The following is a 12,123-nucleotide window of genomic DNA, read 5'->3' as shown; positions in this document are numbered from 1 at the left end:
CCAATGGAGGACCCGTGGGAGTCAGCCTCAGCAAGGGCGGCAACGTCTCGCTGACCAAGGCCGCCCCCAACCTGACGGCGGTCATCGTCGGTCTGGGCTGGGACGCTCGCACCACCACCGGCGTCGACTTCGACCTCGATGCCAGTGCCCTGCTCACCAACGACCAGGGCAAGGTTGCCAGCGACGGCAACTTCGTCTTCTTCAACAACCTCAAGAGCCCCGACGGTTCCGTCGAGCACACCGGTGACAACCTCACCGGTGAGGGCGAGGGCGACGACGAGCAGATCAAGGTCAACCTGGCCGGCGTACCCGCCGACGTCCAGAAGATCGTCTTCCCGGTCTCCATCTACGAGGCCGAGAGCCGCCAGCAGAGCTTCGGCCAGGTCCGCAACGCCTACATCCGCGTCGTGAACCAGGCCGACAACACGGAGCTGGCCCGCTACGACCTCTCCGAGGACGCCTCGACCGAGACCGCGATGGTCTTCGGCGAGCTCTACCGCAACGGTGCGGAGTGGAAGTTCCGCGCCATCGGCCAGGGCTACGCCTCGGGCCTGCGCGGCATCGCCCAGGACTTCGGCGTCAACGTCTGAGCCTGCCTGCTGTTCACCCGTCCGGCGCCGTGCACTTCTCTGTGTACGGCGCCGGACGTGCTTGCCATGCTTGCGACACCACCACGTCGTCCGGGGAGGACCACAACATGGGCGTCACACTCGCCAAGGGGGGCAACGTCTCCCTCTCCAAGGCCGCACCGAACCTGACCCGGGTTCTGGTCGGTCTCGGCTGGGACGCGCGCTCCACCACGGGGGCCGACTTCGACCTCGACGCCAGCGCGCTGATGTGCAGCGGCGGTCGGGTGCTCGGGGACGACTACTTCGTCTTCTACAACAACCTCAAGAGCCCCGAGGGCGCCGTCGAACACACGGGGGACAACCTCACCGGCGAGGGTGACGGCGACGACGAATCGATTCTCATCGACCTCACCAAGGTCCCGCTCCAGGTCGACAAGATCGTGTTCCCCGTCTCGATCCACGAGGCGGATTCCCGCCGGCAGAGCTTCGGCCAGGTCAGCAACGCCTTCATCCGCGTCGTGAACCAGGCGGACGGCCAGGAGCTGGCCCGCTACGACCTCTCCGAGGACGCCTCCAGCGAGACCGCGATGATCTTCGGTGAGGTCTACCGGTACGGGGGCGAATGGAAGTTCCGGGCCGTGGGACAGGGGTACGCGTCGGGCCTGAGGGGCATCGCTCTAGACTTCGGGGTCAACGTTTCGTAAAGCCTTACCAGACGCATGGGGTGCCAGGTGCCAGTGGTTCTGAAAACCTTCGGCTGGTCGTTCGCCATCACGGCGCTCGGCCTTGCCTTTGCCGCGTGGCAGTGGGGGTGGGAGGCGTTCGGGGTCGTACTGATCCTGTCGATCCTCGAAATCTCACTGTCGTTCGACAACGCGGTCGTCAATGCCGGAATCCTGAAGAAGATGAACGCCTTCTGGCAGAAGATCTTCCTCACCGTCGGCATCCTGATCGCCGTCTTCGGAATGCGGCTGGTCTTCCCGGTGGCGATCGTCGCCATCAGTGCCAAGGTCGGCCCCATCGAGGCCATCGAACTGGCACTTGACAACCCGGACCAGTACGAGGCCCTGGTCACCGACGCCCACCCGGCCATCGCCGCCTTCGGTGGCATGTTCCTGCTGATGATCTTCCTCGACTTCATCTTCGAGGAGCGCGAGCACAAGTGGCTCGCCTGGCTGGAGCGCCCGCTGGCCAAGCTCGGCAAGGTCGACATGCTGTCGGTCTGCATCGCCCTGATCGCGCTGCTGGTCTCCGCGATGACCTTCGCGACCCAGGCCCACACCAGCACCGGTCACGCGGACAAGTCCGCCACCGTGCTGCTCGCCGGCGTCGCCGGCCTGATCACGTACCTCATCGTCGGCGGCCTGTCCTCGTACTTCGAGAACAAGCTGGAGGAGGAAGAGGAGCGCGAGCACGAGGAGGAGGAGAAGGCCAAGGCGGAGGGCAAGCCCGTCTCCGCCGTGGGCCTGGCCGGAAAGGCCGCGTTCTTCCTCTTCCTCTACCTCGAGGTCCTCGACGCCTCCTTCTCCTTCGACGGGGTCATCGGCGCCTTCGCCATCACCAACCACATCTTCTGGATGGCGCTCGGCCTCGGCATCGGCGCCATGTACGTCCGTTCGCTCACGGTCTACCTGGTCCGCCAGGGCACCCTGGACGACTACGTCTACCTGGAGCACGGCGCCCACTACGCGATCGGCGCGCTCGCCGTCATCCTGCTGATCACCATCCAGCACGAGATCAGCGAGCTCATCACCGGCCTCATCGGCGTGGTGCTGATCGCGGGCTCGTTCTGGTCCTCGGTGCGCCGCAACAAGCGCCTGGAACTGGAGGAGTCCGCCACCGCCAAGGCATGAGCCGGGCGGTAACGCGGGAACGCTCCATGCGGGGCGGGAGGCCGGTCCACGGACCGGCCTCCCGCCCCGCTTCCACATGTATAGGTCCTGGGGGGTATCCATGGGTTTCTTCGACGGCCTGAGGGGCGGCCGGGCGGCGCAGTTCCAGTCGGGCAACGCGTCGTCCAACGCGATCGAACTGACCAAACGGCAGCCGACGGTGTCGCTCACCAAACAGGGCGCGGTCACCGGCAACCTGCGCGTGAACCTGTCCTGGCGGATGCGCACCTCCGACATCGGCGGCCGGTCCCGCCAGAGCGGCCGGCTGCTGCGCCACCCGTCCAAACTGTTCAAACCCGAGATCGTCCAGGCCCATACGCAGGGCATGGTCAACGTCGACCTCGACATCGGCTGCCTGTACGAGCTGACCGACGGCTCGCGGGGCGTCGTACAGCCGCTGGGCAACCTGCTCGGCGACATCAACAGCCCGCCGTACGTCAAGCTCAGCGGCGACGACCGGTTCGGGGCGCCGTCCGGTGAGACGATCTTCGTCAACCTCGATCACGCCGAGGAGATCAAGCGGCTGCTGGTCTTCGTCTACATCTACGACCAGACGCCGGCCTTCGACCGTACGCACGCCCTGGTCACGCTGTACCCGATCACCGGGCCGCGGATCGAGATCGCCCTCGACGAACGGCATCCGCAGGCGCGCAGCTGCGCCGTGGTGTCGCTGGAGAACATCAAGGGCGAGCTGATCGTGCGCCGCGAGGTGAAGTTCGTGTACGGCTTCCAGGCCGAGCTGGACCGCCTGTACGGCTGGGGCCTGCAGTGGGGCCGGGGCTACAAGAGCACCAAGGCGTGATGCCGTGATCCGCCCGGCCCCGGCTCCGGCCCGCCCCGCCCCCGGCCCTGTGGGTCCGGGGGCCGGGCGGGCCGTGGCCCGGCGGCTCCGTGGCCCGGTGGTGGCTCAGCGGCGCATGAACTGCGGGCCCTGCACCGGCAGCCGGAACGAGGGGTCACCGCCCTGCCCGACCGGCTGCGGATAGCCGTACGCGGGCTGCACGGGCGGCGGGGCCTGTGTGGGCGGGGCCGGCGGCACCGGCGGCGCCGTACGGGGCGTGGGCGGCGCCAGGGCCTCCGTCCGGTCCAGGGCCGCGGTCCGGCCGTCGTCGGGGGCCGGCGCGCTCTCGTCCACCGAGATGCCGTGGTCGGTCGCCAGCCCCACCAGGCCGTCCGAGTAGCCCTCGGCGACCGCGCGGAACTTCCAGCCCTCCCCGCGGCGGTACAGCTCGCCGCAGATCAGTGCCGTCTCCGCGCCCGTCTCGGGGCGTACGTCGAAGTAGGCGAGCGGCTCGGCGCCGCCCTCCACCGTGGCGTCGTACAGCAGGATCCGCAGGTCCCGGACCCGCTCGAAGGGCTCGTCCTCGGCGGAGGCGACCACCAGGACCCGGTCCACCTGCGCGGTGACCGAGGTGAGGTCGGCCTGCACCGCGTCGGTGATCGCGTCCCCGATCCGCTTCTTGCCCAGCCGCCAGACCGCCCCCGAGGGGTGCCGGGGCTGGTTGTAGAAGACGAAGTCCTCGTCCGAACGCACCCGGCCGTCCGGGCCCACGAGCAGCGCGGAGGCGTCCACGTCCGGCACCCGGGGGCCGTCGGTCCAGCGCAGCACCGCCCTGACGGCGGCGGCCCTCACCGGGATGTTCGAGCCCTTCTGCATCGCGTGCGTCATGCCCGTCATCCTGCCCTCCCGGAGCGGAGCGGGACAATGCGGCCCCCCGGTAGACATGGCACGGGCCTTGTCGCCCGCCCCACGTCGTGGGCATGGTGCAAGAGGGTTACCTGAATTTCATGTGCTCGGGGAACTCTCGCATCACGATCGTACGTACTATTACCGGCCATGCCAGATGCGCCGCCGAGGCAGTACGGGGGAAGCACATGCGTCATTTCGGGCATCTAGCGCCCGCGGTTCGCAAGAACCTCTTCCACCAGGAGCCGGCCGAGTTCACGGCCGGCTCGCCCGCCCGCCTGCTCGCGGCGGCCCTGGGTGCCACGCTCTACAGCCCCGCCACCCGGCCGCACCTGGCCGCCGACATCCTCAAGCAAGCCCGCCGCGGTGTCGTGTCCATGGTGCTCTGCCTGGAGGATTCGATCAGCGACGCCGAGGTCGGCGCCGCCGAGGAGAACCTGATCCGGCAGTTCGCCGAGCTCGATGCCCGGGGCGCGGAGCTGCCGCTGCTCTTCGTGCGGGTGCGCGAGCCCGAGCAGATACCGGACCTCGTCGAGCGACTCGACGGCTCGGTTCGGCACTTGGCCGGTTTCGTACTACCCAAATTCACCGAGGGCCGGGGCGAGGCCTTCCTCGACGCCGTCATCGAGGCGGAGAAGCGCGCGGACGGCCACGGGCTGTACGCGATGCCGGTCCTGGAGTCCCCGGAGCTGCTGCACCTGGAGACGCGCACCGAGACCCTCACCGGGATCTCGCGCACCGTCAACAAGCACCGCGAGCGGGTGCTGGCGCTGCGGCTGGGCGTCACCGACTTCTGCTCGGCGTACGGGCTGCGGCGCACGCCCGACATGACCGCGTACGACATCCAGATCGTCGCGGGCGTGATCGCGGACGTGGTCAACGTGCTCAGCCGCGCCGACGGCACCGGCTTCACCGTGACCGGCCCGGTCTGGGAGTACTTCCGCCACCAGCAGCGGCTGTTCAAGCCGCAGCTGCGCCGCAGCCCCTTCCTGGAGGAGGGCGCGGAGGAACTGCGCACCACCTTGATCGAGCACGACCTCGACGGGCTGCTGCGCGAGATCGAGCTCGACCGCGCCAACGGGCTGCTCGGCAAGACGTGCATCCACCCGGCGCACGTCACGCCCGTGCACGCGCTGTCGGTGGTCTCGCACGAGGAGTTCAGCGACGCCCAGGACATCCTGCGGCCGGAGCGGGGCGGCGGCGGAGTCATGCGGTCCGCCTACACGAACAAGATGAACGAGGTGAAGCCCCACCGGGCCTGGGCCGAGCGCACGATGCTGCGCGCCGAGGCCTTCGGTGTGGCGAACGAGGAGGTCGGCTTCGTCGACCTCCTGACGGCCGGGCTCCAGGTCTGAGCGGGCCGTTGACGACGACGAGAGGCAAGACGATCGACGCGGTGTGGTCGGGGACGTGGGTCACCTCCCGCCTGGGCATCCGGCTCCTGGACCGGCCGGCGCCCCCGGCGGCGGACGAGGCCGAGCGGGCAGCCGAGCCGGGCGGTGCGCGGACGCGGGTGACGGATCTGCTGGGACTCGCGCTGCGGCGCAATCCGAAGCGGGCCCACCTGCTGGTGTCGCAGGTGCTGGGCAAGCACGTGCCGCAGTCCCCGGAGGTCGTGTACGGCGCCGGGTACCGGCTCGGGCAGCGGGTCCGGGACCTGCTCGGCGCCGCCGCGCACCACGCCGTCGTGCTCGGGTACGCCGAGACCGCGACCGGCCTCGGCCACTGCGTCGCCGACGGGCTCGGCGGCGCCCCCTACCTGCACTCCACCCGTCGTCCGGTGCCCGGCCTCACGCCGGCCGGCGGCTTCGAGGAGTCCCACTCCCACGCCACCTCGCACCTGCTCCTGCCCGAGGACCCGGCGCTGCTAGCGGGCAGCGGCCCGCTGGTGCTGGTCGACGACGAGTTCTCCACCGGGAACACCGTCCTCAACACCATCCGCGATCTGCACGCCCGCCACCCCCGCGGCCACTACGTCGTGGTCGCCCTCGTCGACATGCGCTCCCCGGCCGACCGGGACCGCCTCGACGCCTTCGCCGCCGGCCTCGGTGCCCGCGTCGACCTGATCGCGCTGGCCTCCGGCACGGTCGAGCTGCCCGAGGGCGTCCTGGCCACGGGGCAGGCCCTGGTCGAGGAGCACGAGGCCGGGACGCCCGCCGAAGCCGCCGGGACCGCCCCGGACCAGGCCCCCGCCCCGGACCAGGCCCCCGTGGAGCGGGTCGCCCTCGGCTGGCCGGCCGGCGTACCCGACGGCGGCCGGCACGGCTTCACGCCCGGCCACCGCGCCACCCTGGAGCAGGCCCTGCCGGGCCTGGCCGGGCAGCTGGCCACCGCCCTGGGCCCGCGCCCCGGCCGCGTCCTGGTCCTCGGCAACGAGGAGCTGATGTACGCCCCGCTGCGCCTGGCGAAGGCGCTGGAGGAGACCGGGCACGCGGCCGAGGTCCGCTTCTCGACCACCACCCGCTCGCCCGTCCTCGCCGTCGACGACCCCGGCTACGCCATCCGCACCCGCCTGGTCTTCCCGGCCCACGACACTCCGGCCGACGGCCCCGGCGACCGCTACGCCTACAACGTCGCCGGCGCCGGCTTCGACACCGTCGTCGCGGTCGTCGACTCGGCCGGCGACACCGCCGAGCTGCGCACCGGCCTGCTGGAGCGCCTCGCCCGGCACACCGGCCGCGTCCTGCTCGCGGTCGTCCCCTCGTACGTACCTCCCGTGCCCCCCGCACGCCCAGCGATCCCCGCACGCCCCGCATCCGACGTACCGGACGCATCCGACCGGCAGGAGCCGATCATGCTGCCCGAGCTACCCGAGCCCCTCCGCGGTCCGGCCTTCTCCTCCTACGCCGCCGACGACGTCGGCTGGCTCCTCCAGGACCTCTCCGGCATCGAGCTGGAGGCCCCCACCGAGGAGCGCGAGGAGGCCATCCAGGCGGGCGGCGCGCACTACGCCGAGTCCCTGCCCGTCGAGTACCAGCCCAGCGCCGCCTACCAGCAGCTCTACCAGAGCGCCCTGACCGTCTCCGCGGCCCGCGTCGCCCGCGCCGTCGGCACCGTCACCGAAACCGTCCTCGCCGAGCGCTCCCCGCGCCCGGTCCTGGTCTCCCTGGCCCGCGCCGGCACCCCCGTCGGCGTCCTGATGCGCCGCTGGGCCCAGCGGCGGCACGGCCTGGACCTGCCGCACTACGCCGTCTCCATCGTGCGCGGGCGCGGTATCGACGCCAATGCACTGCGCTGGCTGGCCGCCCACCACGACCCGGCCGACGTCGTCTTCGTCGACGGCTGGACCGGCAAGGGCGCCATCACCCGCGAGCTGCGCGAGGCCCTGGCCGGCTTCCCCGGCTTCGACCCGGAGATCGTCGTCCTCGCCGACCCCGGCGGCTGCGTCGCCACGTACGGCACCCGCGAGGACTTCCTGATCCCCTCCGCCTGCCTCAACTCCACCGTTTCCGGGCTCATATCCCGTACGGTGCTCAGGTCCGACCTGGTCGGCCCGTCCGACTTCCACGGGGCGAAGTTCTACCGCGAGCTGTCCCCCGCCGACGTCTCCGTCGACTTCGTCGACACCGTCGCCGCCTGCTTCCCCGAGGTCTTCGAGGCCGTGGACGCCGAGGTCAAGGAGCTCCTGGCGGCCGACCGCAGCCCCACCTGGGAGGGCTGGGCGGCGGTGGAACGCATCAGCGAGGAGTACGGCATCCACGACGTCAACCTGGTCAAGCCCGGCGTCGGCGAGACCACCCGGGTGCTGCTGCGCCGGGTGCCGTGGAAGATCCTGGCCCAGCGCGGTGCCGGGGCCGACCTGGACCACGTACGGCTGCTCGCCGAGCAGCGCGGGGTGCCGGTCGAAGAGGTGGACGGCCTGCCGTACACGTGTGTCGGACTCATCCACCCCCGCTTCACGCGCGGCGCGACCGGCGCCGACGGAAAGGCTGTGGCCTCCAAGTGACCGTCCTCGTAGCCAGCGATCTCGACCGCACGCTCATCTACTCGGCGGCGGCCCTCGGGCTGACGATGCCGGACCCGGTGGCCCCGCGGCTGCTGTGCGTCGAGGTCCACGAGAGCAAACCCCTGTCCTTCATGACGGAGAGCGCGGCCGCCCTGCTCGCCGAGCTGGCCGCCTCCCCGGAGGCGGTGTTCGTCCCCACCACGACCCGCACGCGCAAGCAGTACCAGCGCATCCGCTTCCCCGGCCCGCCGGCCCGGTACGCGATCTGCGCCAACGGCGGACAGCTGCTGGTCGACGGCGCCCCGGACCGCGACTGGCGGCGCACGGTGGCGCGGCGGCTCGCGGCGGAGTGCGCCCCGCTGGAGGAGGTCCACCAGCACCTGCTGGCCGTGGCCGACCCGGCGTGGCTGCGCAAGGCGCGGGTGGCCGAGGACCTCTTCACGTACCTGGTGGTGGAGCGGGCCCTGGTGCCCGAGGAGTGGATCAAGGAGCTGGAGGAGTGGGCCGGGGCGCGCGGCTGGTCGGTCTCCCTCCAGGGCCGCAAGATCTACGCCGTCCCGCGGCCGCTGACCAAGAGCGCGGCCATGCGCGAGGTGGCCCGCCGTACGGGCGCCTCCCACACCCTCGCGGCGGGCGATTCGCTGCTGGACGCGGACCTGCTGCTCGCGGCCGACGAGGCCTGGCGACCGGGGCACGGCGAGCTGGCCGACGCCGACTGGCACGGCGGCCCGGGCGTGCGGGCGCTGGCGGAGACCGGAGTGCTGGCGGGTGAGGAAATCATCCGCGCATTCGGCCGGGCGGTTGCCAGACTGGGCACATGACCAAGGGAAACAGCACCAAGATCACTGATGAGCTCTACGCCTACATGCTGGCGCACAACCCGCCGCTGGACGAGCACCAGCAGCGGCTGGTGGAGGTGACGTACGCGACGTTCCCGGAATCGGCCGGGATGCAGTCGGCGCACGAGCAGGGCCCGCTGCTGGCCTTCCTGGTCCGGCTGACCGGTGCCCGGCAGATCGTGGAGGTCGGCACGTTCACCGGCTTCTCCACGCTGTCGATGGCGCAGGCGCTGCCGACGGACGGCCGGATCATCGCCTGCGACGTCTCCGAGGAGTGGACGGCGTACGGCCGTGAGGCCTGGGCGGCGGCGGGCGTCGCCGACCGCATCGACCTGCGGATCGCGCCGGCGCTGGAGACCCTCAAGGCCCTGCCGCCGCAGGAGCACATCGACATGGCGTACATCGACGCGGACAAGGAGAGCCAGATCGCCTACTGGGAGGAGCTGGTGCCGCGCCTGCGTCCGGGCGGGCTGATCGTCACCGACAACACGCTCTTCCACGGCAGCGTGCTGGACCCCGCCCCGTCCGCCTCGGGCGCCGGCGTGCAGGCGTACAACGAGCACGTGGCGGCCGACACGCGGATGGAGTCGGTCCTGCTGGCCATCTCGGACGGCCTCACTCTCTCGCGCAAGCGCTGACGCCGCAGCCGACCGCGGCGCGTCGGCCGCGGTGCGTCGGCCGCGGCGCGTCGGCCGCGGCGCGTCAGCCGCGGCGCGTCAGCCGCGGCGCGTCAGCCGCAGGCTCCGCCGCCGCAGCACCCGCCGCCCGCGGGTGCCGCGGCGGCGCGGGCCGGCGCGGCCGAGGTCCCGCCGACGGCGACGGCGGAGAGCAGCTTCACGGTGTCGGTGTGCCCGGCGGGGCAGTCGGCGGGCGCGGACGACTCGGCCATGGGCCGGCTGACCTCAAAGGTGTCGTCGCAGGTCCGGCAGCGGAATTCGTAACGAGGCATGCGCACAGGCTAAGGGCCGCCGGCCCGGTCGGACCAGCCTCAGGGCCGGTGGGCGGTGCGTGCCCGCTCCTCGCGGGCGGCCTGCTCGGGGTGGCGGGCCCGCCAGTACGGATTGTCGTGCGGCAGGGCGCTGCCGACCCGCCCGTACATCCCGAACCACATCAGCATCACGCCGACGACGAAGCTGAACAGCACGTTCTGGATCTCGAACGCCAGGAAGTTCAGCCCGGTGTCGAGCACGGCCAGGTTCACGAACCCGCTGGCGATGAACCCCAGGCCCAGCACGATGTTCAGCGTCGAGGCGAAGGTCCCGCCGATGATCATCCCGGCGAACAGCAGCAGCCCGACGCAGATCGACAGCACGCTCAGCGCGCCGTTGGTGTTCAGGGCGAGCACGGTGTCGCCGCCGGTGTCGAAGAATCCGATCCGGTGGGTGAGCCCCAGGATCCCGAACGCGACCAGCAGCAGGCCCGTCAGGCCGGCGCCGACCCGGTAGATCTTGCTGAGCCTGTGATCGGTGGGCAGGTGCTCGTCGAGCCGGGCGTTGACGGGGTGCAGCATGCGCTGCATCAGCGAGGGCCCCTGGGGCGCGTCGTGCGGCGGCCCGTACGGCTCGTGGGCGATGAACGGCGCGTAGTGCTCGTGGGGCTCGGTGCACCCGTAGGCCGCATGCGGCACGTACGGGTCGTGGGTGGCAAGGGGAGGCGCGTGAGGCGCACGAGGCCGGTGGAACGTGTGGGCAGCCATAACACCCTCCTCTGCTCCGCACGGGCGCCCGTACCGGCACCCGCACTGGCCCCTCCAGCATCCGCCGATCCACCCCCGAGAACAAATAGGGACGAACCCCTCCCGCGTGGCACCCCTACGAGGACGCTCAAGGGATGCCGACGGGACCACCTATGAGACGCCTACGGAGATCCCTATGAGGAGGAAGGCCTAGGGGACGGCGCGCCGCTCCCGGATGTCCGCCACCACCCGGCCCACCGCCGCCCGGACCTCCTCCGTCTCCCGCAGGAAGTGCCAGTAGTCGGGGTGTCGCCCGTCCAGCCCGGCCAGCGCCCGGTCCAGCCGGGCCACCGCGTCGTCCAGCGGTCGCGCGTGCCGCGGATCGGGCACGGTACGGCCCTCCATCGCCAGCCGCTGCGCGTCCCGGATCGCGAACCGGGTCCGCTGCACCTCGGCCTGGGGATCCTTGGCCACCGCATCCAGCCGCGCGAGCCGGTCCGACGCCGCGGAGACGCCCTCGTCCACGTGCTCCAGCAGCGCCCGTACGGTCGCGATCAGCGCCGTGGCATCCGCCCAGCGCTGCTCCGCGCGCGCCGCGCCCGCCTCCCGCAGCCGCTCCTCGGCCTGCCCGATGTCGCGCGCGGCCTGCTGCGGCACGGGCTGGAGGTCCTGCCAGCAGGCCACGGCGAAGCGGCGGCGCAGCTCGCTCAGGACCGGATCCACCCCGTCCGCCCGGTGCCGCAGCGCCTGCGCCCGGGTCCGCAGACTCACCAGCCGCCGGTCCAGCTCGGCCGCCCGCTCCGGCAGCCGTTCCGCCTCGGCCCGTATCTCCTCGGCGTCGCGCAGGATCCGGTCGGCCCGCTGGATCGTCTCGGGCACGCCGTGCTGGGAGGCACCCTGGTTGAGCTTGGTCAGCTCCGGCGCCAGCCGGGCCAGCCGCGCGGCCAGCTCGTCGGCCTTCATCCCGCCCGCGCGTACGGCGTCGAGCGCGTTGCTGGCGGCCAGCAGCGCGGCCCTGGCCCGCTCCCGGGCCGGCGCCACCCGCGCCAGCTGGGTCTCGGCCGTGTCCAGCAGCGGCTGGAGCCCCCGCGCGTACCGCTCCAGCTCACCCTTGACCCGCACGAGCTCCTCGCGCGCCCGGTCCAGCTCCTGCTTGGCGCGGGCGGCAGTCCCGCCGTCCAGCTCGGCCCGGTCCAGGTCGTGCGCGTCGACGGCCTCGATGTAGGCATGGCTGACCTGGTCGATCCGCCGCCCGAGCGCTTCGAAGCCCTCGACGGCCTGCCGCGCGGCCGGGCTCGCGTCCACGGCCGTGATCGTCTCGATCGAGATCCGCAGGTCTCGCTGCGCCGTGTCCAACTCGTAGAACGCGGCGGCGGCGGCATCCTTCGCGGCCTGCGCGTCCGCCCTCCGGCTCTCGTCCCGCCCACCGAACCACCGCCGGGATGCCGTCGTCACAATCCCTCTCCCGTACCACCGTCCGCGTCCGCCATGCCCCGGTCCATTCTCCCCCACCCG

The 12,123-nt window shown here is 71.8% G+C and carries 12 protein-coding genes; 8 read left to right on the top strand and 4 right to left on the bottom strand.

Translation table 11 applies throughout. The annotated features are described in order from the left end of the window. Nucleotides 1-14: 14 nt before the first annotated feature. From ACZ6KO_RS10720 to ACZ6KO_RS10705, 4 genes are all read left to right on the top strand, one after another. Entirely contained in the window at nt 15-590 is a 576-nt protein-coding gene (locus ACZ6KO_RS10720; protein WP_401448840.1) for a TerD family protein, read from the top strand. Nucleotides 591-697: 107 nt separating this feature from the next. Continuing rightward, on the top strand, nt 698-1,273 hold the full coding sequence (locus ACZ6KO_RS10715; RefSeq protein WP_401448842.1) for a TerD family protein: 576 nt from the start codon (nt 698-700) through the stop codon (nt 1,271-1,273). 33 nt (nt 1,274-1,306) lie between these two features. Beyond that, on the top strand, nt 1,307-2,422 hold the full coding sequence (locus ACZ6KO_RS10710) for a DUF475 domain-containing protein (RefSeq protein ID WP_469303855.1): 1,116 nt from the start codon (nt 1,307-1,309) through the stop codon (nt 2,420-2,422). Nucleotides 2,423-2,522: 100 nt separating this feature from the next. Further along, on the top strand, nt 2,523-3,263 hold the full coding sequence (locus tag ACZ6KO_RS10705) for a TerD family protein (protein WP_469302769.1): 741 nt from the start codon (nt 2,523-2,525) through the stop codon (nt 3,261-3,263). A 105-nt stretch (nt 3,264-3,368) separates the two neighbouring features. Here ACZ6KO_RS10705 and ACZ6KO_RS10700 read toward each other — a convergent pair whose 3' ends face one another. After that, nucleotides 3,369-4,130, bottom strand: a complete 762-nt coding sequence (locus ACZ6KO_RS10700; protein WP_469302766.1) for a TerD family protein — start codon at nt 4,128-4,130, stop codon at nt 3,369-3,371. Nucleotides 4,131-4,336: 206 nt separating this feature from the next. On the opposite strand from ACZ6KO_RS10700, the gene ACZ6KO_RS10695 reads away from it, so the two are divergent. Genes ACZ6KO_RS10695 through ACZ6KO_RS10680 form a run of 4 tightly spaced genes read left to right on the top strand, consistent with a single transcriptional unit; the run spans nt 4,337 to nt 9,571 of the window. After that, nucleotides 4,337-5,503 carry an HpcH/HpaI aldolase/citrate lyase family protein gene (locus tag ACZ6KO_RS10695; RefSeq protein WP_469302761.1) on the top strand — a complete coding sequence of 389 codons (1,167 nt, stop codon included), beginning with the start codon at nt 4,337-4,339 and terminating at the stop codon, nt 5,501-5,503. Between the two features lie 8 nt (nt 5,504-5,511). Beyond that, on the top strand, nt 5,512-8,094 hold the full coding sequence (locus tag ACZ6KO_RS10690; RefSeq protein WP_469302759.1) for a phosphoribosyltransferase: 2,583 nt from the start codon (nt 5,512-5,514) through the stop codon (nt 8,092-8,094). Continuing rightward, entirely contained in the window at nt 8,091-8,915 is an 825-nt protein-coding gene (locus tag ACZ6KO_RS10685) for an HAD family hydrolase (RefSeq protein ID WP_469302756.1), read from the top strand. The genes ACZ6KO_RS10690 and ACZ6KO_RS10685 overlap by 4 nt, the downstream gene beginning before the upstream one ends. Next, on the top strand, nt 8,912-9,571 hold the full coding sequence (locus tag ACZ6KO_RS10680) for an O-methyltransferase (protein WP_469302753.1): 660 nt from the start codon (nt 8,912-8,914) through the stop codon (nt 9,569-9,571). Before ACZ6KO_RS10685 ends, ACZ6KO_RS10680 begins: the two co-directional genes overlap by 4 nt. 92 nt (nt 9,572-9,663) lie before the next feature. Here ACZ6KO_RS10680 and ACZ6KO_RS10675 read toward each other — a convergent pair whose 3' ends face one another. The 3 genes from ACZ6KO_RS10675 to ACZ6KO_RS10665 form a co-directional block, all read right to left on the bottom strand. Then, the gene (locus ACZ6KO_RS10675; RefSeq protein ID WP_469302750.1) at nt 9,664-9,882 is read right to left on the bottom strand and encodes an FmdB family zinc ribbon protein; all 219 of its coding nucleotides are present in this window, start codon (nt 9,880-9,882) and stop codon (nt 9,664-9,666) included. Nucleotides 9,883-9,921: 39 nt separating this feature from the next. Next, nucleotides 9,922-10,452 carry a DUF4383 domain-containing protein gene (locus ACZ6KO_RS10670; protein WP_469303853.1) on the bottom strand — a complete coding sequence of 177 codons (531 nt, stop codon included), beginning with the start codon at nt 10,450-10,452 and terminating at the stop codon, nt 9,922-9,924. 366 nt (nt 10,453-10,818) lie between these two features. Continuing rightward, a complete protein-coding gene (locus ACZ6KO_RS10665) occupies nt 10,819-12,063 on the bottom strand; it encodes a hypothetical protein (RefSeq protein WP_469302747.1) in 1,245 nt (414 codons plus the stop codon). Nucleotides 12,064-12,123: the final 60 nt, after the last annotated feature.

Source organism: Streptomyces sp. NPDC042102, from assembly GCF_055582305.1.
Note: the sequence above shows the minus strand (reverse complement) of the source record. Positions and strands in the feature narration are given on the sequence as shown.

Coding starts and splice junctions, on each gene's coding strand:
- ACZ6KO_RS10715 (WP_401448842.1), top strand. CDS start 698: ATGGGCGTCACACTCGCCAAGGGGGGCAACGTCTCCCTCTCCAAGGCC.
- ACZ6KO_RS10705 (WP_469302769.1), top strand. CDS start 2,523: ATGGGTTTCTTCGACGGCCTGAGGGGCGGCCGGGCGGCGCAGTTCCAG.
- ACZ6KO_RS10700 (WP_469302766.1), bottom strand. CDS start 4,130: ATGACGCACGCGATGCAGAAGGGCTCGAACATCCCGGTGAGGGCCGCC.
- ACZ6KO_RS10695 (WP_469302761.1), top strand. CDS start 4,337: ATGCGTCATTTCGGGCATCTAGCGCCCGCGGTTCGCAAGAACCTCTTC.
- ACZ6KO_RS10680 (WP_469302753.1), top strand. CDS start 8,912: ATGACCAAGGGAAACAGCACCAAGATCACTGATGAGCTCTACGCCTAC.
- ACZ6KO_RS10675 (WP_469302750.1), bottom strand. CDS start 9,882: ATGCCTCGTTACGAATTCCGCTGCCGGACCTGCGACGACACCTTTGAG.
- ACZ6KO_RS10670 (WP_469303853.1), bottom strand. CDS start 10,452: ATGCAGCGCATGCTGCACCCCGTCAACGCCCGGCTCGACGAGCACCTG.